The organism is Streptomyces sp. B8-7, assembly GCF_058833805.1.
Genome location: NZ_JBYRRL010000003.1, coordinates 971,473 through 997,297, shown reverse-complemented (window position 1 = coordinate 997,297; position 25,825 = coordinate 971,473). Strand labels below are relative to the sequence as shown.

Annotated in this window: 20 protein-coding genes and 1 pseudogene; 13 read left to right on the top strand and 8 right to left on the bottom strand. The window is 76.6% G+C overall.

What is annotated here, in order from left to right; genetic code table 11:
* Window positions 1–103: 103 nt before the first annotated feature.
* Genes AC5K6T_RS19485 through AC5K6T_RS19470 form a run of 4 tightly spaced genes read left to right on the top strand, consistent with a single transcriptional unit; the run spans window position 104 to window position 6,253 of the window.
* Entirely contained in the window at window positions 104–2,236 is a 2,133-nt protein-coding gene (locus AC5K6T_RS19485; RefSeq protein WP_493210668.1) for a serine/threonine-protein kinase, read from the top strand.
* A complete protein-coding gene (locus tag AC5K6T_RS19480) occupies window positions 2,233–4,209 on the top strand; it encodes a hypothetical protein (RefSeq protein ID WP_493210666.1) in 1,977 nt (658 codons plus the stop codon). The genes AC5K6T_RS19485 and AC5K6T_RS19480 overlap by 4 nt, the downstream gene beginning before the upstream one ends.
* A 20-nt stretch (window positions 4,210–4,229) precedes the next feature.
* A complete protein-coding gene (locus tag AC5K6T_RS19475; protein WP_493210664.1) occupies window positions 4,230–5,663 on the top strand; it encodes a hypothetical protein in 1,434 nt (477 codons plus the stop codon).
* Window positions 5,660–6,253, top strand: coding sequence for a hypothetical protein (locus AC5K6T_RS19470; RefSeq protein WP_493210662.1), 594 nt, complete (start codon window positions 5,660–5,662; stop codon window positions 6,251–6,253). Before AC5K6T_RS19475 ends, AC5K6T_RS19470 begins: the two co-directional genes overlap by 4 nt.
* Window positions 6,254–6,320: 67 nt before the next feature.
* On the opposite strand, the gene AC5K6T_RS19465 is transcribed toward AC5K6T_RS19470, so the two are convergent.
* Window positions 6,321–6,728 carry a CoA-binding protein gene (locus AC5K6T_RS19465; RefSeq protein WP_493210879.1) on the bottom strand — a complete coding sequence of 136 codons (408 nt, stop codon included), beginning with the start codon at window positions 6,726–6,728 and terminating at the stop codon, window positions 6,321–6,323.
* A 428-nt stretch (window positions 6,729–7,156) separates the two neighbouring features.
* On the opposite strand from AC5K6T_RS19465, the gene AC5K6T_RS19460 reads away from it, so the two are divergent.
* The 5 genes from AC5K6T_RS19460 to AC5K6T_RS19440 all read left to right on the top strand — a co-directional run bounded on the left by AC5K6T_RS19460 (window position 7,157) and on the right by AC5K6T_RS19440 (window position 13,853).
* A complete protein-coding gene (locus AC5K6T_RS19460) occupies window positions 7,157–8,140 on the top strand; it encodes a hypothetical protein (RefSeq protein ID WP_493210661.1) in 984 nt (327 codons plus the stop codon).
* Window positions 8,137–8,679, top strand: a complete 543-nt coding sequence (locus AC5K6T_RS19455) for a SixA phosphatase family protein (RefSeq protein WP_493210659.1) — start codon at window positions 8,137–8,139, stop codon at window positions 8,677–8,679. The genes AC5K6T_RS19460 and AC5K6T_RS19455 overlap by 4 nt, the downstream gene beginning before the upstream one ends.
* Window positions 8,680–8,840: 161 nt before the next feature.
* Window positions 8,841–9,470, top strand: coding sequence for a YigZ family protein (locus AC5K6T_RS19450; protein WP_493210657.1), 630 nt, complete (start codon window positions 8,841–8,843; stop codon window positions 9,468–9,470).
* Window positions 9,471–9,693: 223 nt separating this feature from the next.
* Window positions 9,694–10,857, top strand: coding sequence for an exonuclease SbcCD subunit D (locus tag AC5K6T_RS19445; RefSeq protein ID WP_493210656.1), 1,164 nt, complete (start codon window positions 9,694–9,696; stop codon window positions 10,855–10,857).
* Entirely contained in the window at window positions 10,854–13,853 is a 3,000-nt protein-coding gene (locus tag AC5K6T_RS19440; protein WP_493210654.1) for an AAA family ATPase, read from the top strand. Before AC5K6T_RS19445 ends, AC5K6T_RS19440 begins: the two co-directional genes overlap by 4 nt.
* 69 nt (window positions 13,854–13,922) lie before the next feature.
* On the opposite strand, the gene AC5K6T_RS19435 is transcribed toward AC5K6T_RS19440, so the two are convergent.
* Entirely contained in the window at window positions 13,923–14,369 is a 447-nt protein-coding gene (locus AC5K6T_RS19435) for an Lrp/AsnC family transcriptional regulator (RefSeq protein WP_493210652.1), read from the bottom strand.
* Window positions 14,370–14,622: 253 nt separating this feature from the next.
* On the opposite strand from AC5K6T_RS19435, the gene AC5K6T_RS19430 reads away from it, so the two are divergent.
* The gene (locus tag AC5K6T_RS19430) at window positions 14,623–15,099 is read left to right on the top strand and encodes a rhodanese-like domain-containing protein (RefSeq protein ID WP_493210650.1); all 477 of its coding nucleotides are present in this window, start codon (window positions 14,623–14,625) and stop codon (window positions 15,097–15,099) included.
* A 313-nt stretch (window positions 15,100–15,412) separates the two neighbouring features.
* On the opposite strand, the gene AC5K6T_RS19425 is transcribed toward AC5K6T_RS19430, so the two are convergent.
* Window positions 15,413–17,104: a DUF885 domain-containing protein gene (locus tag AC5K6T_RS19425; protein WP_493210648.1), complete on the bottom strand. Its 1,692-nt coding sequence runs from the start codon at window positions 17,102–17,104 to the stop codon at window positions 15,413–15,415.
* A 104-nt stretch (window positions 17,105–17,208) separates the two neighbouring features.
* A complete protein-coding gene (locus AC5K6T_RS19420; protein WP_493210646.1) occupies window positions 17,209–17,685 on the bottom strand; it encodes an Lrp/AsnC family transcriptional regulator in 477 nt (158 codons plus the stop codon).
* Window positions 17,686–17,758: 73 nt separating this feature from the next.
* On the opposite strand from AC5K6T_RS19420, the gene AC5K6T_RS19415 reads away from it, so the two are divergent.
* The gene (locus AC5K6T_RS19415) at window positions 17,759–18,982 is read left to right on the top strand and encodes a trans-sulfuration enzyme family protein (RefSeq protein WP_493210644.1); all 1,224 of its coding nucleotides are present in this window, start codon (window positions 17,759–17,761) and stop codon (window positions 18,980–18,982) included.
* Between the two features lie 357 nt (window positions 18,983–19,339).
* Here the strand turns inward: AC5K6T_RS19415 and AC5K6T_RS19410 are convergent, their stop codons facing one another.
* From AC5K6T_RS19410 to AC5K6T_RS19400, 3 genes and pseudogenes are all read right to left on the bottom strand, one after another.
* Window positions 19,340–20,776 (bottom strand): GNAT family N-acetyltransferase, encoded by a 1,437-nt coding sequence (locus AC5K6T_RS19410; protein ID WP_493210643.1) that lies wholly within the window; start codon window positions 20,774–20,776, stop codon window positions 19,340–19,342.
* A 173-nt stretch (window positions 20,777–20,949) separates the two neighbouring features.
* A pseudogene (locus tag AC5K6T_RS19405) lies at window positions 20,950–21,297 on the bottom strand (alkaline phosphatase D family protein); the annotation flags it as partial.
* Window positions 21,298–21,488: 191 nt separating this feature from the next.
* Window positions 21,489–22,325 (bottom strand): alpha/beta fold hydrolase, encoded by an 837-nt coding sequence (locus tag AC5K6T_RS19400; RefSeq protein WP_493210642.1) that lies wholly within the window; start codon window positions 22,323–22,325, stop codon window positions 21,489–21,491.
* A gap of 376 nt (window positions 22,326–22,701) precedes the next feature.
* Between AC5K6T_RS19400 and AC5K6T_RS19395 the strand changes: the two genes are divergently transcribed.
* A complete protein-coding gene (locus AC5K6T_RS19395; protein WP_493210640.1) occupies window positions 22,702–23,463 on the top strand; it encodes a GntR family transcriptional regulator in 762 nt (253 codons plus the stop codon).
* A gap of 281 nt (window positions 23,464–23,744) precedes the next feature.
* Here the strand turns inward: AC5K6T_RS19395 and AC5K6T_RS19390 are convergent, their stop codons facing one another.
* Complete coding sequence (locus tag AC5K6T_RS19390; protein WP_493210638.1) at window positions 23,745–24,902, bottom strand: ROK family transcriptional regulator; 1,158 nt, start codon at window positions 24,900–24,902, stop codon at window positions 23,745–23,747.
* 289 nt (window positions 24,903–25,191) lie between these two features.
* On the opposite strand from AC5K6T_RS19390, the gene AC5K6T_RS19385 reads away from it, so the two are divergent.
* Window positions 25,192–25,623, top strand: coding sequence for a hypothetical protein (locus tag AC5K6T_RS19385; protein WP_493210637.1), 432 nt, complete (start codon window positions 25,192–25,194; stop codon window positions 25,621–25,623).
* Window positions 25,624–25,825: the final 202 nt, after the last annotated feature.

Sequence of the window (25,825 nt, the reverse complement as noted above, 5' to 3'; positions counted from 1 at the left end):
GTGTCCGAACAAGCCGTCGCGCACGCCCTGTTCTGTGATAGTTGATGGGCAGGACGGGACCCGCCGCGACGGTGCGGCCCCGACGGGGGGAGGGGGCACGGGGGTGGAGGAGTTCCGGGGGCGGCGGCCCGGGGGCGACGGCAGGGAGCCGGTCCGGTACACGCTGGAGGCCGAGACCGGCGCTCAGGCCGGCTTCGAGGAACCCCCCTACCGGGTGCGGCGGCTGCGCCGCACGCCCGGACGGCACCCGGTCATGGTGCAGGAGGCGCACCGGCCCGAAGCCGAGCAGCGCATGCGCCGCCACTTCGAACTCCTGGGCGGCCTCACCGACTTCCACGGCTCCCGGCTGCCCCGGCAGCTCGCCCGCGTCCTCGCCTACGACGACACCACCCGCCCCCACCGACTGCTGCTGGACCGGCACGGGCGGCGTCTGTCCGACCTGGCCTCCCCCGACCTGCTGCACGGCCCCCGGCTGCGCCATGTCGTCGAGGACCTGTTCGAGGCGGTCGCCGCGCTGCACGGCCCCCGCCTGGTGCACGGCCGGATCAGCCCCGAGCACCTGTGGTGGGACGAGACCGGCGGTCTCCAGCTCTCCGGGCTCGACGGCGCCGTCGCCGCCGGCGAACCGCTGCCCGACCGGACGCCCACCGACTGGGACGCCCCCGGCTTCCGGCCCGGCCTGGCCGCCACCGCCGAACAGGACGTGCACAGCGCGGCCCTGGTGGCGTTCTGGATCGCCACCGGCGAGACCGTCCCGCGCGGCGCCTCCCGCGAACACCTCCACGCCCTGCTCGACCAGGGCCACGAGCCGTGGCTGGCCGCGCTGATGCGGGCCGCGTTCCCGCTCGGCTCCCAGGTCTTCGCCCCCGCCCGCTCCCTGCTGCGCGGCCTCACCGGCGGCGAGCCCGGCGGCCTGTTCGAGCTGCCGTTCGCCGAACACGCCCGGCGCAGCGAGGAGTCCGCCCGTGCCGAGTTCCGCGCGCTGCGGGCCCGCCAGCGGCAGGCCGCCGGCGGCTTCGCCGGCCCCGCGGTGCGCGCCGCGTCCGACACCGCGGCGCCGCCCGGCCGGTGGGGGCGGTTACGCGCCCGGCTGCGCCCGCACCGCACCGACCCCGCCGCGGTCCGCGGGCTCGTCGTCGAGTGCCCGATGTGCCTGACCGACCTGGACTGGAACGCCGCCGAGCGCGTCGTCCTCGACGAGGCCCGCGGCATGGTCGCCGAGGCCGAGCGCACCCCCGGCGGCCGCGAGGCCCGCAACGCCCAGCTCGCCCGCACCTACGTCGTCTGCCCCGGCAACGACGACGTGCCCCAGCACGAGATCCCCTACCGCTACCCGGGCTTCGGCACCGAACCGGTGCGCATCGGCCTCGTCGGCGCCTCCAGCACCGGAAAGTCCCACCTGCTGGCCGCGATGATCGACCAGGCCCGCAAACCCACCGTCATGGCCCGCCACGGCCTGCGCGTCGAGGCACTCGACCCGCTGCACTACCACCGCTACCTCACCGAGGTCGTCACCCCCTTCATCGACCGCCGCCAGGAACTCCTCCCCACCGCCAACCGGCCCGACCCGCGCTACTCCACCGGCATGGTCGTCACCGACGAGCACACCGGCCGCTCGCACAGCGTGATCTTCTTCGACGTGGCGGGCGGCCGCCTGGAGCGCACCGGCCGCGACATGGACTTCCTCAACCGGCTCAACGCCCTGCTGTGCGTGGTCGACCCCACCCGGGTCCCCGGGCTCACCGGCCAGCGCGGCGCGGCCGGCCGCGACCCGGCCTTCGAGCACGTGCGGCAGCGGCTGCGCCAGCAGCTCGCCGACCCTGCCGTGCCGTTCCTGCCGGTGCCGTGCGCCCTGGTCGTCACCAAGTGCGACCTGCTGCGCTTCCGCGGCTACCGGGAGATCGACGGCTGGCTGCACGAGCCCCCGGACGCCGAGAGCGATCTGGGCACCGTCGAGCAGGAGAGCGAGGACGTGCACGCCTTCCTCGGCGCGCGGGGCGGCACGGACTGGCTGCAACTGCCCGGTGAGTGCGGGTACTCCACCCTCCACCTGGCCTCGGCCACCGGCACCCGGCCCCGCGACCGGCCCGGCGGCACCGGCCCGCGCCTCTTCGAGGAGTCGATGTTCCGCCAGCAGCGCGTCCTGCGGCCCCTGCTCTCCCTGTTCGCCATGCGCGGCGTCATGACCGGCCCGGCCGCCGACGCCCTGCTGCGCACCCCGGAGCGGGTCCGGTGATCCGGTCCGTGCGCGCCGACCTCACCGTCTACCGCTGGTCCGAGCGCTCCCTCATCGGCCGCGGCGACGTCGGGCCCGTCACCACCTCCCTGGAACGCGAGGCGCTGCTGCGCTGGAACAGCCGGATCGAGCACATGGTGTGGGCCGCCCAGTACGACGGCGCCGACCCCGCGGAGACCGCTCCCGGCTTCGTGTATCTGCGCCACGGCCACGAGGCCGCCCTGCTGCGCAAGCTCCCCGCCCGCGACCGGCACGGCCGCTCCGGCTCCACCCTCACCCATGTGCTGACCGGGCCCGCCGACGCCCTGGACCTCCACCTGGCGCTGGCCGCCTGTCGCAGCGACTGGGACGACTGGCTGCCGCCCCGGGCCCGCCTCGCCGCCCTCCTCGACGACGGCACCCCGCCCGTCCCCGACCCCGAGCTGCTGCCACGCGTGCCCCTGGACCGGGTGCGCAGCCTGCTGCTGCACCAGCACCACCTCCTCGACGACCTCGACAGGGCCGCCCTCGGTCTGCCCGACGACCTGCTGACCCGGCTCGCCGAAGCCCTCATGGAGCAGCCCCGCGCCCCGCTGACCGTGGTGGACTCCCCGGTGCCGGGCGAGGTCGTGGTGCACGCGCTGGCCGAGCTCCTCGGACAGGTCGTACTGGCCGACTGGACGTTCGCCACCCGCGAGGACACCGACGCCGCCCATGAGCTCCCGCAGTTCGTCTTCGTACGGCGGGACGCCCCCGGGCTCCAGGGCGCGCGGCGCCGGATCGACGCGACGGCACCGGAGTGCTCCGGCCGGCCGGCCGGAGCCGGCCCCGGCGGCACGGAGGGCTCCCACGAAGCGGCCGCTCCGCACGGCGCCGGCGGCCCCGGCCCCACGGGAGGACCGGACGACACGTCAGGCCCCGACGGCGGGGGCGGACCGCTGTACGCGTACGCCGCGCTGCTCGTCGGACTCCGGCGGCGCCGCGGACCGCAGGCCCTGGCCCGGCTGCGGCCCCCGCATCCGCTGACCTCCGCCGAACAGGTCCGGACCTGGCTCGACGCGCACAGCATGGCCCCCGGACTGCTCAGCGACCTCACCAGCCTGCTGGAGGCCGCCCCGCAGGGCGACCTCACCGCCGCCGAGGCCGCCTACCTGCACAGCCCCGCCGCCCTGCCGCGGGTCCGGCTGGAACTGGACCGCGCGGGCGACGGCCACCTCGCCCACCTCCTCCACCTCTGGTCCGCCCCGGCCCCCGGGCTCGGCCACTACCACGCGGTGCGCGACGAGATCCGCCTGGCCGCCGTGCAGCGCTGCCTCGCCGCCTCCGCCCGCGGCGCCCGCTCCGGCCTGGAGGACACGCTGCGCGCCGCCCCGCCCGAGCCGCGCCTGGTGCGCACCGTGCTGGAGGACCGGATGGAGCACGCGGCCCGCCGGGCGGAGGTCTTCGACGTGCTGCCGCTGCTGGTCTGCGCCGGACGGCTGGGACTGTCCCGGGCCGGCCTGGACGACCTGACGGAGGTACTGGTGGACCGCTTCACCCTCACCGACCTGATCCGCGAGATCGACCGGATCAGCCGCACCGAACCCGAACGGGCCCGCGCCCTGCTCGAACGGTGCGCCCGGCACGCCCGCGCACCCGGCCGCCGCGACCGCCGGGACGTCCTCGACAGTCTGCGGCACACCGGATTCCTCGCCGACGCCGTGGACCGCATGGCCCCCGACAGCCCCGAACTGGCGGTCCACCTCAACCAGTTGCTGCTGGGCTGGCTCCTGGGGGGCCGACTGGGCCGACTGGGCCGGCGCGCGGTGGAAGCCGTCCTCGACGCGGCCGGCCCCCATCCGTCCCCCGCCCTGCTGTGGGCGCTGCTGGCCGGCTGCGGCCGCGGCCGGGCGCGCCGGGCCGTCGTCGACACGGCCGTCGACGCGTACTTCCGCCTCCACCTGCCCGCACACGGCACCCGCCCGCCACCGCACCCGTACGACACCCGGGACTAGCCGGGACCGAGGGAGAACCAGTGCCCAGCGACACCGCCCCGCGCCCCGAACCGCCTCCGGCGCCCGCGCCCTCACCCGCCCTGAACAGCGCGGCCGCCGCGCTCGGGGCCACCGCCCGCCGGCTGCCGGAGCGCAGTGCCGGACGCACCGTGCTGACCTGGATCGCGCAGGACGCCCTGGCCGGAGGGCGCGCCCTGGCCGGCACCGACCTGCTGCACGCCTACCCGCCCGAGGTGCTGGTGCCCGACGCCGAGCCGCGGAGCAGCCGGCTCACGGCGGTGCTGTCCGCCGTGCGGGACGTCGCCGTGTTCCTGCCGATCGCGGTGACCTGGTTCTCCCTGTGGACGGCGTTCGACGACTTCGAGGAGGCCCGGAAGGGCACCACCTTCCTTCAGGTGTGGGCGTCCGGCTTCGGCGGCACCGCCGTCCTGCTCGTCGTCCTCCTCATCACCGCCGTCATCGTGACCACCCTCTGGCTGCAACGCCTGGAGTGGGCCGCCGGGCGGGAGGCCTCCCGCGCGGAGCTGCGCGGCCGGATCGCCGGGGAGCTCGCCGTCCTCACCATGGAGCTGTCCCGGCACGCCGTCCTGGAGGCGGCGACCGTGCCCGCCCGCAGGCTGGTGGGCATCGCCCGGGACATCACCACCGGCACCGCCCAGCTCTCCCGCACCATGCAGACCAGCACCGACCGCCTGGAGAAGATCTTCGAGCCGGGCCCCGAGGGCAGGTTCGTCACGGCGATCGACAAGTGGAGCAGTTCGGCGCACGAGTTGAGCGAGATGGGTCGCTCCCTGACCGTGCCGCACCAGCTCCTGCGGGACTTCGCCGCGATGCGCGAGCAGGTCCGCGCCGACGAGGAGGCCACCCGCCAGGCGCTCACCCGCCTGCTCGCCGAACTCCGCTCGGCCGCGGGCAGTTCGCAGGAGGCCAACCGGGTCCACGCCACCGTCGCCGACGAGGTGTCGGAGACCACGCGCCGGGTCGGCGAGGCGATGCTGCTCTTCGTCGACAACAGCCAGCGCCTGTACGCGTACATGGACGCGCTGGAGCGGGTCCTGGCCGTCCTCCAGGCGGGCCGCGGGCCGGATCCCGCGTACGCGGGGGCGATGACCAACTCCGACGGAGAGGCGGGACACGCGGAGTACGGCGGGTGGTACGGCGGCCCGGACGGAGCCGGAGCCGCGGGCGGGCCGGGCGCCGCCGGGCCGGGCGGCTTCGGGGCAGACGGCGGCCCCGGGGCGGGCGGCTTCGCCGGGTCCGCGAACGGACGGGGCGCCGCCCGGTTCGGCGCGCCGAGGCATCCGCAGGAGCCGGCGTACCCGGGGGAGGGGAACGCCCCGGTGGAGGCACAGCCGCCGGAGCGGCCCGCCGCGCCGTCCCGTGACGGCACCGAGGCCGCTCCACCGCCGCCCCGGCGCCCCGGCGACGACTGGTACGGCGAGGACCGCACATGAGGACCCGGCGGCCCGCCGGGCCCGCCATCGCCCCCCGCCATCTCGCGGGCTGGCTCTTCGCCGACCTGTTCCTCGTGCTGTTCCTCGTGGTCATCGGCATGGCCGTGTCCGACGGCCCCCCGTCGGACACGGCCGGCACGTCCCCCACCGCGTCGCCGTCGGTGTCCCCGTCCGAGGCGGCGTCGCAGACCCCGTCCCCGTCGCGCACCCGGCAGGGCCCGGTCGGCCTGGACCCCCAGCGGCACACCTTCGCCGTGGCGCTGAGCGGCGGCGCCACCAGCCGGTCCGCGGGCGGCGGCACCCTGACCTCCGGCGACCGCCAGAGGCTCGCCGACGCGCTGGACCGGGAGATGCGGCGCAGCGCCGACGGCCGCCGCATCGGCATGGTCCTCACCTTCGGCCTGGCACCCCAGCAGATGCTCGGCGCGGCGACCGACCTCGCCGAGGACGTCAACCGGGCGCTCACCGCGGACCGGCCCGGGGCCTTCTGCGGCGGCCAGGCAGGCACCCGCGCCTTCTGGTTCGGCGGTTCGGCGGACCGGGTGGAGGTGGAGCTGTACTACATCAACTCCTGTGCGAGCCCGGGATGACCGGCCCGACGGGAGCGGCCGGCCCGACGGCGCCCGCGACGCCGGGCGCGCGCCCGGCGCGTCCGGCTCAGCCCAGACGCGGGATCTCGATCGCCGGGCAGCGGTCCATCACCATGTCCAGCCCCGCCGCGCGGGTGCGGTCACAGGCGGCCTCGTCGACGACGCCGAGCTGGAACCAGACGGCCTTCGCCCCCTTGGCGACGGCCTCGTCGGCGATCTGCCCGGCGAGGTCGCTGTTGACGAAGACGTCCACGACGTCCACCGCGAAGGGGATGTCCGCGAGCGAGGCGTAGCCCTGCTCGCCGTGCACGGTCTCCGCCTTGGGGTGGACCGGCACGACCCTCTTGCCGTACCGCTGGAGCACCTCGGCCACACCGTGGGCGGCGCGGTCGCGGTTCTGCGACAGGCCGACCACGGCCCACGTGTCACCGGACTCGGTGAGGATCTTGCGGACGGTCGCTGTGTCGCCGTGCACCATGGCCTCCTCGGCCTCGTCGTCGCGGAGGGCGGGAACCCGCCACCCGCTCAGAGCAACCGCGCGGGGCGCGTCCCGATTCCCGCGCCGGGCCAGGGGCCGCACCGTGGTCCGCGGCGGCCGGGACGGCCGCCACGGCACCGCGCCGCGTTCCCGCACCACCCGGCTGCGCGGCACGGCCCGCCCGGGCCGGGCCGGGCCCGCCCGGTGACACCCCCGTACGCGGGTGATGCTCCGCCCTGCGGTGCATGCACCGCATCCGGGGCCGCGCGCCGATCCGCCGGGCAGCACAAGACGTCCCCAGGCACCTCCCCCCTCGGCCGGCACCGTCTCCCGCTCACACCGCCCGCGCGGGGCGCACCTGCCGCGCGCCCGTCCGCACGTTTTGCGCCGGGGGCGCGCGGCACCGTGACCTGAATGCGTACGACATGACTGCGCGCTCCGGCCCGCACGCCTACGCTCACCTCGTGCTGCGCATCACCGACGCCCGTACCGGCGAGCCCGTCGAGGCCGCTCCCGTCCGCCGGGGCCTGACCCGGGTCGAGGCCCACCCCGGCGGCCCCGGCCTGACGGCGCTGCGCGTCCTGCTGGTCGCCGACCTCCTGGTCCGCGCGCTGGAGCTGGGCGGCACCCCCGTGTGGGCGCTGCTCGCCGCCGGACCCGAGGAGGCGCGGCTGCGTGCGGCTGCGGCGGCCCTGGGCGTACGTCCCTTCGAGGACGGCCGCGAGGTCGCCGCCGGACTGGGGGAGGCGCAGGTCATCCGAGTGGCGGAGGCGGGCCCGGGCGGGCCGCCCGGCGCGGACGGCCGGACGGTGCATCTCGCGGTCGCCGCCGCCCGCACGGCTCCCGGCCTGACCGTCCCCGGCCTCGGTGACGCCGGTCCGGCCGCTCTCGACGACTCCGGCCCCGACGGCCCGGTTCCCGGCCGCTCCGGCCTCGGCGCCCCCGGTCACCCCGGCTCAGCTCGCGGCGGGCCGGGTCAGCCCGGCTCAGGCAACGGCGGCCCGGCTCACGGCGGCCCTTCCGCCGACGCTGCCGGCGACGACGGCCGGGGTCCCGTCGGTCCCGTCGATCCCGCGGTGCTGCGGCTCGCCCTGCTCGGCCGGCCGCGCGACACCCCCGTGCACCTGGACGCCCCGGCGCTCGCGCAGGCGCGGGAGACACTGCTGCGCTGGCGGCGGGCGGTCACCGGGTGGGCCCGCGAGCCCTCCCGTCCGGTTCCCGCCGACGTACGGCAGCGTCTGCGCGAGGCGTGGGAGGACGACCTGGACGCGCCGGCCGTCCTGCGGGTGCTGCGGCAGACGGAGGAGGCCGGGCCCGGACTGCCGGCCGGCGCCCGCTTCGAGACGTACGCCTACGCCGACCGGCTGCTCGGCCTCGACCTCGTCCGCGACCTCGGGGCGCCCGCGTGAACGCCCGCACGGGGCCGGGCCCGCTGCGCCGCCTGGTGGTGCTGCGGCACGCGAAGTCGGCCTGGCCGGAGGGCGTCCCCGACCACGAGCGCCCGCTGGCGCGGCGGGGCTGCCGGGACGCGCCGGCCGCGGGGCGCGCCCTGGCCGAGGCCGACCTGCTGCCCGACCTCGCGCTGTGCTCCACCGCCGTACGCGCCCGCCGGACCTGGGAACTGGCCTCCGCCGAGTGGGGCACACCGCCCCCGGTCCGGCTCGACCCGCGGCTCTACGGGGCTGAGGTCCCCGACCTGCTGGCCGCCGTGCGCCAGGCGCCGTCGCATGTCGAGACCCTGCTGCTGATCGGGCACAACCCGGGCCTGGAGGACCTGGTCGTCGAACTGGCCGGGGACAGCATGGACGACGCACTGGAGGAGCTGCGGGTGAAGTTCCCCACCTCCGCGATCGCCGTCCTGGCCTGGCGCGGCACCGCCTGGAGCGCCCTGGCCCCCGGCAGTGCGCTGCTGACGTGGTTCGCCGTGCCCCGGGGCAGGAAGCGGTAGCGGCCCGAGAGCCCCCGCGGGCAGGGCCGCGGTGTGCCGTCCCGCCGGCCGCGGCCCCGCCGTGGGCGGGGCGCGCGCTCCGCCGCACCCCCACGGGACGCCGCCGGACCGCGGGGGACCTGGCCCGGCCTGCTCGGCCGGGGACCGCATAGGCTGTCCGGATGCAGGACGAGTACCGCACAGTCGCCCGGGCGGGCGTGCACGAGACCGAGGTCAACCGCTCCCGCTTCCGCTGCGCGCTCGCCCCGGCGGCCACCGAACAGGAGGCCCAGGACTTCGTCGCGGCCGTCCGCAGGGAGCACGCCGACGCCACCCACAACTGCTACGCGTACGTCATCGGCGCCGACGCCGCCGTCCAGAAGGCGAGCGACGACGGCGAACCGGGCGGCACGGCCGGCGTGCCCATGCTGCAGATGCTGCTGCGCCGCGACATGCGGTACGTCGTCGCCGTCGTCACCCGCTACTACGGCGGCGTCAAGCTCGGCGCGGGCGGCCTCATCAGGGCCTACGGCGGCGCGGTCGGCGAGGCCCTCGACACCCTGGGCGCCATCACCCGCCGCCGCTTCCGGCTGGCCACGGTGACCGTCGACCACCAGCGGGCCGGCAAGGTCCAGAACGACCTGCGCGCCACCGGCCGCGAGGTGCGCGAGGTGTCCTACGGCGAGGAGGCGGTCACCATCGGGATCGGCCTGCCCGACGCCGACGTGGACGCCTTCCGCGCGTGGCTGGCGGACGCCACGGCCGGGACGGCGCGGTTCGAGCCGGGCGGGGAGGCCTACGGGGACGCGTAGCGGGCCGACACCCGGCAGACACGGGTGACCGACGACGACCGACGACCGACCACCGACCACCGACCACCGACGGCGGACGGCGGACGGCGGACGGCGGACGGCGACTGACAATGACCGACGACGACCGACTGACGGGGCAACCCCTCCACGAGGGGCGGGGGACGGCGCACGATTCGGGAGTGACCGCCCGTGCTGTCGGACCCGGCCGTTAGTCTCAAGGATCATGAGGCTCCTGCACACGTCGGACTGGCATCTCGGCCGGGCGTTCCACCGGGTGAACCTGCTCGGCGCCCAGTCCGAGTTCATCGGCCACCTCGTCGACACCGCACGCGAACGCGAGGTCGACGCCGTGGTCGTGTCGGGGGACGTGTACGACCGCGCGGTGCCGCCGCTCGCCGCGGTCGAGCTGTTCGACGACGCCCTGCACCGCCTCGCCGCGCTGGGCGTGCCCACCGTGATGATCTCCGGAAACCACGACTCGGCGCGGCGGCTCGGCGTGGGTGCCGGGCTGCTCGGCCGGGCCGGCATCCACCTGCGGACCGACCCGCGGGGCTGCGGCACCCCCGTGGTGCTGTCCGACGCCCACGGCGACGTCGCCTTCTACGGGCTGCCGTATCTCGAACCCGCCCTGGTCAAGGACGAGTTCGGGGTGGACCGGCCGGGACACGAGGCGGTCCTCGGCGCGGCCATGGACCGGGTCCGGGCCGATCTCGCCACCCGCCCGCCCAGCACCCGCTCGGTCGTCCTCGCCCACGCCTTCGTCACCGGCGGCGAGGCCAGCGACAGCGAGCGGGACATCGCGGTCGGCGGCGTGGCCGCCGTGCCCGCGGGGGTCTTCGACGGCGTGGACTACGCCGCCCTGGGGCACCTGCACGGCTGCCAGACCCTCACCGACCGGGTGCGCTACTCGGGTTCCCCGCTGCCGTACTCCTTCTCCGAGGCCGCCCACCGCAAGAGCATGTGGCTCGTCGACCTCGACGCCGCCGGCGCCGTCGCCGCCGAACGCGTCGACTGCCCGGTCCCGCGCCCGCTGGCGAGAATCAGGGGCACCCTGGAGCACCTGCTCGCCGACCCCGCCCTCGCCCCGCACGAGGACTCCTGGGTCGAGGCCACCCTCACCGACGCCGTCCGCCCCGCCGACCCCATGGCCCGGCTCACCGAGCGGTTCGCCCACACCCTCAGCCTGGTCTTCGACCCCGAGCGCGCCCCCGGCGGCCCCGACGTCTCCTACGCCCGGCGCCTGGCCGGGCGGACCGACGAACAGATCGCCGAGGACTTCGTGACCCACGTCCGCGGCGCCGGCCCCGACGAGCCGGAGCGGGCCGTGCTGCGGGAGTCCTTCGACGCCGTCCGCGTCGACACGGACGCGCGGGAGGCGACCCGATGAGGCTGCACCGCCTGGACCTGACGGCCTTCGGCCCCTTCGGCGCCCGCCACACCATCGACTTCGACGCGCTCTCGGCCGCCGGGCTGTTCCTGCTGCACGGCCCGACCGGCGCCGGCAAGACCTCCGTCCTCGACGCCGTCTGCTACGCCCTGTACGGCTCGGTGCCCGGCGCCCGCCTCGGCTCCGCCCTGCGCAGCGACCACGCCGCACCCGCCACCCGCACCTCCGTCACCCTGGACCTGACGGTCTCCGGACGGCGCCTGGAGATCACCCGGCAGCCGCCCTGGGAACGCCCGAAGAAGCGCGGCACCGGCACCACCCTCGACAAGGCCCAGACCTGGCTGCGCGAACACGACGCCACCGCCGGCGCCTGGCGCGACCTGAGCCGGTCCCACCAGGAGATCGGCGAGGAGATCACCCAGCTGCTCGGCATGAGCCGGGAGCAGTTCTGCCAGGTCGTGCTGCTGCCCCAGGGCGACTTCGCCCGGTTCCTGCGCGCCGACGCCGAGGCCCGCGGAAAGCTGCTCGGCCGGCTCTTCGACACCCGGCGCTTCGCCGACGTGGAGAAGAGCCTCGCCGAACGCCGCCGCGGCGCCGAGGCCCGGGTCCGCGACGGCGACGCCGCCCTGCTCGCCGACGCGCACCGCATGCAGCAGGCCGCGGGCGACGCCATGGACCTGCCGCGCCTCACCCCGGGCGAACCGGGCCTCGCCGAGGCCGTGCTGGCCGCGGCCGCCGTCGCCCGCAGCACCGCGCGGGAGCAGCTCGCCGTCGCCCGCAGCGGCCTCGCCGCCGCCGAGTCCGCCCAGGCCGCCGCCGACCTCCGGCTGGCCGCCGTACGGGAGACCGCGCGCCTGCAGCGGCGGGCCGCCGAGGCCCGGCGCCGGGCACAGGACCTCCAGGACCGCTCCGGCGCGCACCGTGCCGACCGGGAGCGGATGGACCGCTCCCGCAGGGCGGAGACCGTCGCACCCGCCCTCGCCCTGCGGGACACCACCGGCACGGAACACCGCCGGGCGGCCGCCGCCGAGGCACAGGCCCGCGCCGCGCTGCCCGGCCACCTCGCCGACGCCGGCCCGGACGGCCTCGCCGCCGCGGCCCGCCGCGCCGCCGAAGAGCTCGGCCAGCTGGAGTCCGCCCGGCGCGCCGGACAGCGGCTCTCCGCCCTGCGCCACGAACGCGCCGAACTCGACCGGCAGGAGCGTGCGGACGAGGACCTCCGCGCCGACGCGGACCTCTGGCTCGCCGGGTGGGACACCGCCCGCACCGCCCTGCAGTCCCGGATCGACGCCGCGCAGGCCGCCGCCGCCCGCGCCGAACAGCTCGCCGCGCAGCGCGAACCGGCCCGCCGCCGGCTCGACGCCGCCGAGCACCGCGACCGGCTCACCACCGATGTCCTCGCCGCGCGCCGCCGGGCCCTCGCCTGCGCGGAGCGCGCCGCCGCCGCCCGCACCCACTGGCTCGACCTGAAGGAGCAGCGGCTCCACGGCATCGCCGCCGAACTCGCCGGGAACCTGCGCACCGGCGAGCCCTGCGCCGTGTGCGGCGGCACCGAGCATCCCGCACCCGCCCGCCCGGACGCCGGGCACGTCGACCGCGCGGTGGAGGAGACGGCGCTGGCCGCCCACCAGCGCGCCGAGGAGGCCCGCGCCGCGGAGGAACGCCGCCTGGCCGGCCTCCGCGAGGCCCTGGCCGCCGCCACCGCCGAGGCGGGCGACCGCCCCACCGCCGACCTCACCGAGGAGATGGACCAGCTCCTGCGGCAGTACTCCCGGGCCCGCGACGAGGCCTCCGCCCTGCACCCCGCGCTGGAGGAACTCCGCCACGCCGAACAGGAGCACCTGCGGCGCAGCGACGCGGCCCAGCAGGCGGCGCTGCGCTCGGCGTCCCGGGCCGCCCGCCGCGACGCCCTGGAGCGCGAACGCACCGCCCTCGAAGAGGAACTGGCCGAGGCGCGCGGCAGCGCGGACAGCGTCGCCGCACGGGCCGCCCGGCTGGAGCGGCAGGCCGCCCTGCTCGACGCCGCCGCGACGGCCGCCCGCGCCGCCGAGGACGCCGCCCGCCGGCTCAAGGACGCCGACGCACGCCTCGCCGACGCCGCCTTCCGGGCCGGATTCGACACGCCGCGGGCGGCGGCGGACGCCCTGCTGGACGCCGCCGCCCACCGCGAACTGCAGCACCGGCTCGACGCCCGGCAGCAGGAGGAGGCCGCCGTCCGCGCCGTCCTCGCCGAACCGGACACCGCAGCCGCCGTCCGGCAGCCGCCCGTCGACCTCGCCGCCGCCGAGCGGCACGCGGCCGACGCCGCCCGGCGGCTGCGCGAGAGCGCCTCCGCCCGGGACGCCGCCGCCCGCCGCTGCACCGAACTCGACCGGCTGTCCGCCCACGCCGCCACCGGCGTGCGCCGGCTCGCGCCGCTGCGCGCGGAGCACGACCGGGTGGCCCGGCTCGCCGCGCTCACGGCCGGCACCTCCGCCGACAACGAACGCAGGATGCGCCTGGAGTCCTATGTGCTGGCCGCCCGCCTGGAGCAGGTGGCCGCCGCCGCGTCCGCCCGGCTGCTGCGGATGTCCTCCGGCCGCTACACCCTCGTCCACTCCGACGACCGCACCGGGCGCGGCCGCAGCGGGCTGGGTCTGCACGTGGTCGACGCCTGGACCGGACGCGAACGGGACACCGCCACCCTGTCGGGCGGCGAGACCTTCTTCGCCTCCCTCGCCCTCGCCCTGGGCCTCGCCGACGTCGTCACCGACGAGGCGGGCGGGGTCCGCCTGGACACCCTCTTCATCGACGAGGGCTTCGGCAGCCTGGACGACGAGACCCTCGACGAGGTCCTCGACGTCCTCGACTCCCTGCGGGAGCGGGACCGCAGCGTCGGCATCGTCAGCCACGTGCCCGACCTGCGCCGCCGCATCCACGCCCAACTGGAGGTCGTCAAGCGCAGGGCGGGCTCCACCCTGCGCCAGCACACCGACGCAGCCGCACCGGGCGGCTGACCCGGCGACCGGCTCGCGCCGCCGGCCGTGGGCGCGGACGCCGCTCAGAACCGCCGTGCGGCGGCGCGGTCACTGGGCGAGAGGGCGGCGCGGGAGCGGGGAGGAGTACACGACGCTGGTCGTCACCGAGCCGAGGGCGCCGATCCGGCCCGACACCTCCTCCAGATGCCGCATCGAGCGGGCGGCGACCTTGATGACGAAGCAGTCGTCGCCCGTCACATGGTGCGCCTCCAGGATCTCCGGCGTGGCGGCGACCAGGTCGTGGAAGGGCTTGTAGTTGCCCGTCGGATAGCGCAGCCGGACGAACGCGAGGATCGCCAGCCCCAGCCGGTCCGGGTCCACGACCGCCGCGTACCCCTGGATGACACCCGCCTCCTCCAGCCGCCGGACCCGCTCGGTGACCGCGCTCGCGGACATCGACACCGCCCGCGCCAGGTCGGCGAAGCTGGCGCGTCCGTCGCGCTGGAGGACATCGAGGATGCGCCAGTCGGTGGCGTCCGGGGAAAACGTGGTCATCTCGCATGGATACCAGGGCGATCCCCGGTCGTTCAAGACTCCTGCCGTGGATCGGCCCTTCAGAAAGCGGCCCGGCGGCCGTAGATTTCTGGTCACCGGATCAGGCCCGTCGGACCGGCCGGACACCGTGCAGGAGCCCGGGTGCCACGTGCCCGGGGCCCGCCCGCGGCTCGTCTGCTGCGGCCTGTCTGCGTTCTGTCTGCGTTCTGTCTGCGTTCTGCCCCCGGGCACCCCTGGACGAAAGGCTCCTGCGATGACCACCACCGTGCCCCACCCCGTGCTGCGGGTCGCCCCCGCCGCCCCGGCCGAGGCCGCCGCCCACTTCCGGGCGAGCCTCGCCCTCTACGCCGACGTCTCCGACGTGGCCGCGGGGCTGGCCGTCGACGGCGACCCCGGCTTCGTGGTACTGGACTCCCGTTCCACCGAGTCCTGGAACCAGGGCCACGTCCCCGGCGCCGTCCACCTGCCCACCGCTCTGATACCGGAGCAGGCGGAGCGGCTGCTCGACCGGGCCGTGCCCGTGGTGACGTACTGCTGGGGACCCGGCTGCAACGGAGCGACCCGTGCCGCGCTCGCCCTCGCGGAACTCGGTTACCAGGTCAAGGAGATGCTCGGCGGGTTCGAGTACTGGGCGCGCGAGGGCTTCGCCTACGAGACCTGGGAGGGCAGCGAGCGCCGCACCGCCGACCCGCTGACCGCGCCGCTGGAGGCGGACGACTGCGGCTGCTGACCTCCGGCTCCACCGTCCCCGGCGTGCCCCACCGTCCGCTGCCGTCCGCGTCCGTCCGTTGGCGTCCGCGCTCGTCCGCTGCCGTCCGCGCCGTCCGGAACCGCCCGCGCCCGCCCGCCCCGCATGCGCGGCACCCGGAGCCTTCCGGGGCGGACCGGGCGGCGCGGGCTCCGCGCCGCGGCAGCGCCGACGGCGCCCGGGTGGGGACGGCGCACGGGCGCCGGGAGCGGAACGGGCGCCGGGGAGCGGTGCGGGACGGGGCGCCGGGGGCGGTGCGGGGCGACCCGTGCCGCCCCCGGCTCGGCCGGAGCCCTCAGAGGGCGGCCAGCTCCTCCACCAGGTCGTCCAGGCCCAGCGAACCCTGCGACAGGGCCGCCATGTGCCACGCCTTGAGGTCGAAGGCCTCGCCGTGCCGGGCGCGGGCCTGTTCGCGGCCCAGCAGCCAGGCCCGTTCTCCCAGTTTGTAGCCGATCGCCTGGCCGGGGATGGTCAGATAGCGCGTCAGCTCGCTCTCCACGTAGTCCGCGGGACGGCTGCTGTGCGCGCCGAAGAACTCCTCCGCCAGCTCGGGCGTCCAGCGCTCGCCCGGATGGAACGGCGAGTCCGCCGGGATCTCCAGCTCCAGGTGCATGCCGATGTCGACGATCACCCGGGCCGCCCGCATCATCTGCGCGTCCAGGTAGCCGAGCCGCTCCTCCGGGTCGCCGAGGAAGCCCAGCTCGTCCATCAGCCGCTCCGCGTACAGCGCCCAGCCCTCGGCGTTGGCGCTGACCCCGCCGACGGTGGCCTGGTAGCGGGAGAGGTTCCCGGCCACGTACGTCCACTGGGCGAGCTGGAGGTGATGGCCCGGCACGCCCTCGTGGTACCAGGTGGAGACCAGGTCGTAGACCGGGAACCGGTCCAGGCCCATCGTCGGCAGCCAGGTGCGGCCCGGCCGGGAGAAGTCCTCGGACGGCGGCGTGTAGTACGGGGCGGCGGCGCTGCCCGGCGGCGCGATCCGGGACTCCACCTTCCGCACCGGTTCGGCGAGTTCGAAGTGGGTGCCGTCCAGCGCGGCGATCGCCTGGTCCATCAGGCCCTGCAGCCAGGTACGGACCTCGTCCACGCCCTCGATGTGCCGCCCGTGCTCGTCGAGATGGGCCAGCGCCACCCACGGCGTCTCGGCGCCCGGCAGGACCTTCTCCGCCTCCCGGCGCATCTCGCCGAGCAGCCGGTGGTACTCGGCCCAGCCGTAGGCGTACGCCTCGTCGAGATCGAGGTCGGTGCCGTTGTAGTAGCGCGACCAGCGGGCGTAGCGCTCGCGGCCCACCGCGTCCGGGGCGCCCTCGATCGCCGGGACGTACTCCTCGCGCATCCAGTCGCGCAGCCCGGCCACGGCCGCGGTCGCGCCGCGGGCGGCCTCGTCCAGTTCGGCGCGCAGCGCCTCGGGGCCGGCCGAGGCGAAGTCCTCGAACCAGCCGCGGCCCTCCCCGTCGGTGTCGGCCCACTCGCCGAGCTGGGCCACGAACGTGGCCGTCGGGCGCGGCCCCGCGAAGAGCTTGCGCTCCAGGCCGGCGGTCAGCGACGCACGGTAGCCCGCCAGCGCGTCCGGTACCGCGCGCAGCCGCGCGGCGATCGCCGCCCAGTCGTCCTCGGTGTCCGCAGGCATGACGGTGAAGACCTCCCGCACGGAGTGCGCGGGAGTGGCCATGTTGCCGACGGCCCGCAGGCTCTCGTCGGCGTCGTGCACGGCGAGTTCGGCGGTCAGCCGCTCCCGCAGCAGCCGGGCGCAGCGGCGCTCGGCGTCGGAGTCCGCGCCCGGGCTGCGCTCGGCCTCGTCGAGCCGGGCGAGGGTGGCCCGCTGCAGTGCGGCGAGCGCCTGCCCGCCCGCGGGTGAGAGATCGGGCAGCCGGCTCGAACTCTCCGGCACCCCCAGGTAGGTGCCGGTGATCGGGTCGAGGGCGACGAGGTCGTCGACATAGGCGTCGGCGACCTCGCGGGGCAGCGGGCTCGTGGTGTCTGACATGCGGACCATCCTCGTACGGCGGCCCGCCGCCCGTCACCCCGGGTGCTCCCGGTGCGATGGCCGGAAAGGTCGGCAGCACGCCGCGGGCCCGTGCCGGGGAGCCGCTACGGCGAGGGCGGAAGCAGCGGTCCGCAGTCCCACCGCTGGAAGATCAGCCGGGTCTCGACCCGGGCGACCTCCCGGTGGGCGGTGAACTCGTCCAGCACCAGCCGCTGGAGGTCGGCCATGTCGGAGACGGCGACGTGGACGAGGTAGTCGTCGGGGCCCGTGAGGTGGAAGACGGCCAGTGACTCGGGCAGCGCCCGCACCCGCTCCACGAACGGGCCCACCAGCTCCCGCCGGTGCGGGCGGACCTGCACCGACAGCAGTGCCTGCAGTCCGCGGCCCAGTTTGGCGGGATCCAGCCGCAACTGGTGGCCGAGGATCACGCCGGCCCGCCGCAGCCGCGTGACCCGGTCCAGGCACGTCGAAGGGGCGACCCCGACGTGGGCGGCGAGGTCGCGGTAGGTCGTCCGGGCGTCGTTCTGCAGAAGGGTCAGCAGCTGAAGATCGACCGGATCCAGTACGACAGATTCAGCCACCTGCCGAACGTAGCACGGGGTCCGGCCCCCGTGTCCCGGTCGGTGTTCACCCTCTGCGTCCATGGACACCGACATGGACACGACCACGGGCTCGGCCGGCACCCCGGCTTCCGAGACCCGCCGCCCCGTATCCCGGGCTCTGGCCACCGAGGCCGTGCACGCCGGCCGCGACGACCTCGCCGGCCTGGGGCTGCACGCTCCGCCGATCGACCTGTCCACCACCTACCCCTCCTACGACAGCCGCGGGGAGGCCGCCCGGATCGACGCGTTCGCCGAGACCGGCGCCGACCTCGACGGCCCGCCCGTCTACGCCCGCCTCGGCAACCCGACGACGGCCCGGTTCGAGACGGCCCTGGCCCGGCTGGAGGGCACCGAGTCGGCCGTCGCCTTCGCCAGCGGCATGGCCGCGCTGAGCGCGGTGCTGCTGGCCCGGGCGTCCGAAGGACTGCGTCACGTCGTCGCCGTGCGGCCGCTCTACGGGTGCAGCGACCACCTGCTGACCGCGGGGCTCCTCGGCTCCGAGGTGACCTGGACCGACCCGGCGGGCATCGGCGCGGCCCTGCGGCCCGACACCGGCCTGGTCATGGTGGAGTCGCCGGCCAACCCGACCCTCGCGGAGGTCGACCTGCGGGCCGTCGCACAGGCCTGTGGGCCGGTGCCGCTGCTCGCCGACAACACCTTCGCCACACCCGTGCTCCAGCGCCCGGCCGAGCACGGCGTCCGCATGGTGCTGCACAGCGCCACGAAGTACCTCGGCGGGCACGGCGACGTCATGGCCGGCGTGGTGGCCTGCGACGAGGAGTTCGCCGGACAGCTGCGGCGGATCCGGTTCGCCACCGGCGGTGTCCTGCACCCGCTGGCCGGCTATCTGCTGCTGCGCGGGCTGTCGACGCTGCCGGTGCGGGTGCGCGCGGCGTCGCGGACCGCGGCCGAGCTGGCCCGCCGGCTGGCCGCCGACCCGCGCGTGTCCCGGGTCCACTACCCGCGCATCGGCGGCGCCATGGTCGCCTTCGAGGTGCTCGGCGAACCGCACGAGGTGATCGCGGGCGTGCGGCTGATCACCCCGGCCGTGAGCCTGGGCAGTGTGGACACGCTCATCCAGCACCCGGCGTCCATCAGCCACCGCATCGTGGACGCCGACGACCGCCGGGGCGCCGGGGTCTCCGACCGGCTGCTGCGGATGTCCGTCGGCCTGGAGGACGTCGACGACCTCTGGGCCGACCTGGACCAGGCGCTCGGACGGCGGAGCCCGGCCGCCGTCACCGGCAGCCGCGTCGCGGCGACCGCCGGGGCCTGACGGCGGTCCGCGCCCGACCGGGCGGCGGGCGGCGGGTCGCGGTCCGCGGTCCGCGTCCGGTCCGGTGCGGACCCGAAAGGCCGGGGGAGCCGCGGCCGCACCCGTGCCCGGCGACCAGCCCGCCGGGCACGGCGGACGTGAGGGCCGGGCCGGTCGGCGTACGGGCCCGGGCCCGGTCGGCGCCCGGGCCGCGGTCCTGCCCCCGGACCGACGGCGGCCGCCCGGGCACGTACCTCCGACGACCCGGCCCGTGTCCGGAGGACCGGTGGATCCGCGGAGAGCGCGTCGGCCCGGAGAGCGCGAACGGACGGCCCGGAGCGCATGCACTCCGAGCCGTCCCGGGCGGCCGCGGCCGGGTCAGTCCCGCAGGCCCGAGGCCCGGGGCACGTCGTACGGCAGCCGGGACGCGACCGGCGTCGCCTCCAGCCGCGCCGTGATCACCAGGGTGCCCTCCTCGATCTGGTAGTCCAGCGGCAGGCCGAGCCGCCGCATCGCCGCGACCATGCCGGTGTTCGACGCCTGTGTCACGGCGTACACGCTGTCGCACCCCGCCTCGACGGCCATCGTCACCAGCCGGCCCAGCAGCTCGCCGCCGATGCCGCGGCGCTGCCACTCGTCCTCGACGAGGAGGGCGACCTCCGTCTCGTCCCCGTCCCACAGCAGGTGGCCGAGTCCCACGATCCCTCCCGAGCGCGTCTCGGCCGCCAGGGTGCGTCCGAAGCGGGGGCTCAGCAGGTGGCGGAGATAGCGGTCGGCGTCGTTGACCGGCCCGTGGTAGCGCATGCCGAGCGTGCGCGGCGAGCAGCGCTCGTGCATCTCCCTGGCGGCGGCCGCGTCACCCGGCCCGGCCCGGCGCACGGTGATCGACTCGCCCTCGGGCAGCGTCAGCACGTCCCGGCCGCGCGGCATCCGCGGGCCCAGCCGCGCGTCCAGCTCCACCAGCGCCCGGGCGCGGGCGAACTCGGTGGGCGTGAACGGCAGGTACGGCCGCTCCACGGTGATCACCTCGCCCTCCGGCGCGCGCAGCCGCATCACGGTGTCCTCCATCGCTCCCTCGACCGGGCCCCCTTCGATGCCCTCCGCGGTGTCCCGCCGGGCGGCGGGCACCGAGCGGATCGTGCACCTGCCCAGCAGCTGCCGCAGCGCCAGCGGGAGTTCGGAGGTGTCCAGAGCGGTGCGGGTGGCCAGCGAGAGGACCCGGGTGGGTGCGTCCACCAGGTCATGGGCATCGGCCCGCTCGATCCAGGTGTGCGTGCCGCCCGCCTCGGACACCGCGCGGGTGATCTCGGTGGCGGTGAGCGTGTCCGGCGAGCGCAGCAGGAACTCGTCGACGGTGTCCGCGCCCAGCGGGTGTGTCTGGAGCGTGAGGATGTCGACCTGCCGTCCGGCCAGGGCGGTGCACAGCGAGGCGAGCGAACCGGGGGCGTCCTGCACCGTGGTCCGCATCCGCCACAGGGTGCTGCGCGCCGCGAGGGTGCCCGAGGACGTCCGGGAGGCTTCCGGCTGCCCGGCCGGGCGCTCCGCCGAGCGCGGCCGGGCACCGGTATCGAGGGCCGGCGGCGCGTGGCCGTGGCGGCGTGCCCACCACACGTGGAAGGCGGCCGTGGCGAGCAGCACGGCCGCCGAGATCACCAGGAGTCCGGGGCCGTCGGGCCCGTGCCCGATCAGGTTCGCCACGGCGTCGGCCACGGCGACGGCGGTGAACAGGGCGGCGAGTTCGACCACGTCGCGGCGCCAGTGGTGGACGGGGCGGCCGTGCCGCGCGCGGGTGACGTCACACATTCTGCGTTTCATGCGCCCACTGTGACCGAACGGTGTTGCCTGATCACGAACGCATTGTGACCGATGAGTAAAGCATGCTTCCGTACGTTTTGTTGCTCCTTTGACCGTTTCGCTGTCGGCGCTGTCGGCGGTGTCGGCGGTGTCGGTGCCCCGTTCCCGGGCCGGTTCCCCTCGTCGAGGAGGGGTCCGCCCGCCCGTGCGCCGCCCTCGCCGGGGAGGGCTCCGCCTGCCACCCGCTCCGGGCCGAGCGTCCGGTCGAGGGTGACGACCGGGGACGCGCCCGCGTTCAGCGGACCGGACACGAACACCCGGAACGGCCCGAAGCCGCCGAACGCCGCCCGCGAGGGCTGGTGGTGCCGGGCGGAGGTGTGGCGGACGACGGCGGTGAGCCACACCGTGCCCGTGATCCGCCGGTGTCTGACGCACCGCGGCAGTTCGGCGCGTTGCAGCCGGCGGCCGGGCGGCGCGCCCGGGTCGCCCCGGGCGATCGCCTAGCGGTGCGGCCCGCCCTCGGTGCCGTCCGGCACCACCAGCGCGGCGCACCTGCGAACCGCAGACGAACAACTCCCGGCCCGCCCTGCGCAGCAGACGCTCCGTCGGACCGGGCGGCCCGCGGCCGCCGGCGCCGTGGGCGTCCGGTCGTCGCCCTGCGCCGCCCCGGCCGGTGCCCCGGCCCGCTGTCCCGCCGGCCGCCGACCCCTGTCGCCGTCCCGTCGGCGGAGGCTCAGCGCGGGCGGCTGCCGTCCAGGAGGACGCGGGCGACCAGCGCCGGGTCGTCGTTCATCGGGACGTGGCCGCAGCCGGGCAGCCGTACCAGCCGGGCGCGGGGGACGATCCCCTTGGCGCGCACTCCCTGCCGGGGCAGCAGCAGACGGTCCCTGGTGCCCCACGCCACGGTCACGGGCATGCCCGGCACGTCGTCCGTGAACTGTACGGATCCTCCCGCGCGCAGCGTCTGCTCGAAGCCCGTCGCCTCCACCAGGGCGCGCGTCTCGGCGACCACGGCCTGCGGAGAACGCCGGCCGGGGCGCGCGTAGATCGTGCTCGTCAGGACGGCCCGGCCGGCCGCCGTGCGCGCGAGCCGCTCGACGAGGGGGCGCGGCAGCCGGCGTGCGCTGTGCCGCATCGCCAGCAGCACCCCGAACGCGTAGCGCCGCTCGGCCTGTGTCCAGAACCCGGCCGGCGACAGGGCGGTCACCGAGCGCACCAGCTTCTCCCGGCCCAGTTCGAGGGCGAGCAGGCCGCCGAGCGAGTTGCCCGCCACATGGGGCCGGTCCACGCCGAGCGCCTCGCACAGCGCGGCGAGCGTGGCGGTCGTCGTGGGCAGGTCGTACGGCAGTCCCTCCGGCAGCGGTGGCGACACGCCGAACCCGGGCAGATCGACGGCGATCACGTCCCGCTCGGTGGCCAGGATGTCGACCACCGGGTCCCAGGCCTGCCGGTGATGGCCGATGCCGTGCAGCAGGAGCAGCGGCTCCCCGCCGCCCACGCGCGCGTAGGAGACGGTCGCGGGCCGCCGCCCCTGCGCCGAGGGCACGTCGAAGGTCACGGTGGCGGACATGGGCAGCTCCTTTGTCCGGGGCGCTTCCTCTCTCCGGGGAGCGGCCCCGGGGGCGCGCCGGCCGACGCTCGATGGACAGCTTGTCAGCAATCCCTACTCGCGGGTAGCCCCGACGGGGGCCGGATCGGGCGGGAACGCCTGTGCGGTGCTTGTCCGTTGAAGGCTCCGACGAAGTTTTTGCCCTCATGTCACGAATGCCACCTCGTGCGAACGCACCATGAAGATCGGCTCCGGATGCTTCCCCTGCCGCCGAGAGGGCCGAGGATTGGTCTTGACCAAGGGTGTGGGCCGTCCTATGGTCGCAGATAAGTGCAACAACCTTTAATAAACAAGGGCGCTAAAACGCCGCCGGCTCACGGCGATTGCGGAGGACAGGGTGGGGACCCAGCAACTGGAATCGGTGCCGGAACCGAAGTACTGGCACCTCAGGACCGTGCTCAGCGAGGCACTGGACTCCGAGTTCGCGGTGGGGGAGATCCTGCCCAACGAGCGTGACCTCGCCGCTCGTTTCGGCGTCGCCCGGGCCACCCTCCGCCAGGCTCTGGAGCAGCTCGAACTGGAGGGCCGGCTCCAGCGCCGCCGTGGGGTCGGCACGACGGTCGCCCCGCCGCGCGTCGGCGTGGCCGTGGACAGTGAGCGGCACGCCTGGCCCGGCGGGCCGGGCGACGAGTGGCGGCCCGCCGACTGCGGCCTGGGCGCCCCGCCCGCGGCCGTGGCCGCCGCACTGGAGACCGGCCCCGCGGAACCCGTGCACACGGTGCGCCGCCTCCGGATGACCCACGGGCAGCCGGTCGCCGCCGAACTGCTGTACATCCCCGCGTCCTCGGTCCCCGACCTGTCCGGGATAGACGCCCCCTCGGGCGCCGCCCGCGCACGGGCCGTACTGCGCGAACTCCAGCACCTGGAGCTGGAGGGCCACGAGAACGCGGTGGAGCTGGGCTCGGCGGGCGCCGACGACGCGAAGGAGCTGGACCGCCTGCCCGGCGCCCCGGTCCTCATCGTCACCACCCGCTTCCTCGCCCGGGGCCGCACCGCCGCGCTGTCCGTCGCCACCTACCGCGCCGACACCTGCCGGCTCACCTTCGGCGACTCCGGCGGCGTCGAGATCCACCAGGACCCGCAGCCCCGGGCCTCCTGACCGCTCCCCGCGCACCCACCCCGGCCGGTCGGAGCCCGCGACGCCGGCCCGGTCCGTGACCTCCCCCACGGGCCACGGGCCGGGCGGCGGCGCCCCGGTGCGGCGCACCGGCCGCCCGGGCCCGCAGGGTGCCCGCCCGCGACTCCGGCCCGCGGCCTCGGCCGACGACCCCGGCCCGTGGTTCCGCGGCCCGGGGTCCGCGAACTCCTGCCGGTGTCCCGGGCCCCGGCCCGCGGCTCCACGGCGCCGGTCTGCGGGACCACGGGCCGGGGCGCGGCGGGTCACCGGCGGGCCGTGACCGTGCCCTCCACCGCGAAGAGCTGCTCCTCGACATGGTCGAGAGCCAGCCGTACCGCGCCCGTCGCCACGGCCGCCTCGCCGAGCAGGGACAGCGCCACCCTCGGCGGCCGCAGGCAGTAGCGGGCGAGTTCGCGCCGCAGCGGTTCCAGGACGTCGTCCAGGCCGGCCGCCCAGCCGCCGACCACGACCAGCTCCGGATCGAGGGCCAGCGCCAGCGCCGCCACGTCGTGCACGAGCCGCTGGATGAAGCGGTCCACGGCCGCGCGGGCTCTCCGGTCGCCCCGGCGCGCCCGGGCGAACACCGCGGCGACCGCCTGCTCGTCCAGCGGGTGCAGCGGCTCGTCCGTGGTGGACAACAGCGTCTCCGGCGTCACCTCCCGCCCCAGCAGGTGCAGCGCGCCGATCTCCCCGGCCGCTCCGCCGTAGCCCCGGTGCAGCCGGCCGCCGATCAGCGAACCCGCTCCCGGGCTCAGCCCGGCCAGTACGAACACCACGTCGTCGGAGTCGGTCGCCGCGCCCTTCCAGTGCTCGGCGACCGCGGCCGCGTTCGCGTCGTTCTCCACCAGGACCGGGCACTTGAAGGACCGGCCGAGCCGCTCGCCCAGCGGCAGCCCGGTCCACCCGGGCAGCGCGGTGCCCAGGCGTACCGTGCCGTCCGCCTCCACGATCCCGGGCGTGCCGACGCCGACCGCGCGCAGCGAGGACCGGGCGACACCCGCCCGGCGCAGCAGTTCGGCCACCGCGCCCCGCAGCCGCTCCAGCCGATCGTCCGCGTCGACCGTCTCGTCGACCTCCCGCGCCTGGGCGCCGACCACCCGTCCGTCCAGGTCCGCGAGGAGCGCGGCGACCCGGTGGACGCCGATCTCCAGGCCCAGCAGATGCCCCGCCTCGGCCCGGAACCGGAACCGCCGCGCGGGCCGTCCCTGCCGCCGTGCCGCGCCCTCCTCGGCCGCGGTCTCCACGACCAGACCGGCCTCGATGAGCCCCTCGACGACGCCCTCGACGGTCGGCCGGGACAGGCCCGTGACGCGGGTGATCTCCGTGAGCGTCGCGCAGTCGGCGGCACGCAGCGCGTGCAGCACCACCGCGGAGTTGATCCTTCGCAGCAGCGAGGGATCCCCGCCGGTCAGCCGCCCCACCGTCCGTCCTCCCAGCTCGTGCGCATGATGGCCGGATGGTACTCGGGCACGGCGGACCCCGGCGAGTGCCGGAGTGACATATTCCGCTTCAGGGTCGCGGCGCCTGCCGGTCGCCTGCCCGGTCGCCGGCCCGGCCGCAGCCGCCCGGGACCCGCCGGACGCGGCCTGCGGTCCGGCTCGCCGGCCGGGCCGGGTACGGCCGCGCCGCTCCGGCCGACGGCCCGCCCGGCCCGCCCCGGCAGGTGCTGACGCCCCGCCAATTGTCAGTGCCGGCCGGTTTACTGGGGATATGGACATCGCGCGGTACCTGGACAGGATCGACCGGCTGTGCTCCCGCCCGTTCCCGGCGGAGCACGGCTGGTCGGAGATCGGCCGGGCGGGGCCGGGCTACTGGCTGGCGGAGCTGGCGGCCGCGGACCGGGACGGCTCGCACGAGGGGCGCACGGTCCGGGACCTCGCGGCCTGTGGCGAGAGCCTCGCACGGCTGCTGGACGCCCGCTGGGGGCCGCAGCCGCTCTGGAGCACGGTGACGCTCAGGGTCCGCCTGGAGCGGGGCGAGGACATCCCCGAGCCGTGGGGGAGCGTGGGGGTGCTGCTGGACGAGGTGTCGCTGTGGCAGGCGCCGGACAGCGACCGCTGGGTGGCCGTCGGCGTGGCCGCCGGAGGCGGGGAGGATCCGGTCAGGCTGCTCGCCGTGGTCACGGACGTCGACCCGCCCTGAGCCGCGCGGCGCCGATCGCGGGGCCGTGCCGCCGTCCTGGGCCGTGCCGCCGTCCGGGGCGGTCCGGCGCACCGGACGGTCCGAGGCACACGACGGAGGCCGCCGCCGGGACGGCACCGCCGCCGCCGGCAGGCCCGTCCGCCGGGAGCGCCCTCCCCGGGGCCGGTGGCCCGGCCGCCCGGGACGGCACCACGTACGGGTG

What these genes read in the sequence shown, in the direction of transcription:
- AC5K6T_RS19415 (WP_493210644.1), top strand. Translation starts at nt 17,759, where the DNA reads ATGGACACGACCACGGGCTCGGCCGGCACCCCGGCTTCCGAGACCCGC.
- AC5K6T_RS19435 (WP_493210652.1), bottom strand. Translation starts at nt 14,369, where the DNA reads ATGACCACGTTTTCCCCGGACGCCACCGACTGGCGCATCCTCGATGTC.
- AC5K6T_RS19460 (WP_493210661.1), top strand. Translation starts at nt 7,157, where the DNA reads ATGACTGCGCGCTCCGGCCCGCACGCCTACGCTCACCTCGTGCTGCGC.
- AC5K6T_RS19410 (WP_493210643.1), bottom strand. Translation starts at nt 20,776, where the DNA reads ATGAAACGCAGAATGTGTGACGTCACCCGCGCGCGGCACGGCCGCCCC.
- AC5K6T_RS19430 (WP_493210650.1), top strand. Translation starts at nt 14,623, where the DNA reads ATGACCACCACCGTGCCCCACCCCGTGCTGCGGGTCGCCCCCGCCGCC.
- AC5K6T_RS19400 (WP_493210642.1), bottom strand. Translation starts at nt 22,325, where the DNA reads ATGTCCGCCACCGTGACCTTCGACGTGCCCTCGGCGCAGGGGCGGCGG.
- AC5K6T_RS19450 (WP_493210657.1), top strand. Translation starts at nt 8,841, where the DNA reads ATGCAGGACGAGTACCGCACAGTCGCCCGGGCGGGCGTGCACGAGACC.
- AC5K6T_RS19470 (WP_493210662.1), top strand. Translation starts at nt 5,660, where the DNA reads ATGAGGACCCGGCGGCCCGCCGGGCCCGCCATCGCCCCCCGCCATCTC.
- AC5K6T_RS19425 (WP_493210648.1), bottom strand. Translation starts at nt 17,104, where the DNA reads ATGTCAGACACCACGAGCCCGCTGCCCCGCGAGGTCGCCGACGCCTAT.
- AC5K6T_RS19445 (WP_493210656.1), top strand. Translation starts at nt 9,694, where the DNA reads ATGAGGCTCCTGCACACGTCGGACTGGCATCTCGGCCGGGCGTTCCAC.
- AC5K6T_RS19440 (WP_493210654.1), top strand. Translation starts at nt 10,854, where the DNA reads ATGAGGCTGCACCGCCTGGACCTGACGGCCTTCGGCCCCTTCGGCGCC.
- AC5K6T_RS19385 (WP_493210637.1), top strand. Translation starts at nt 25,192, where the DNA reads ATGGACATCGCGCGGTACCTGGACAGGATCGACCGGCTGTGCTCCCGC.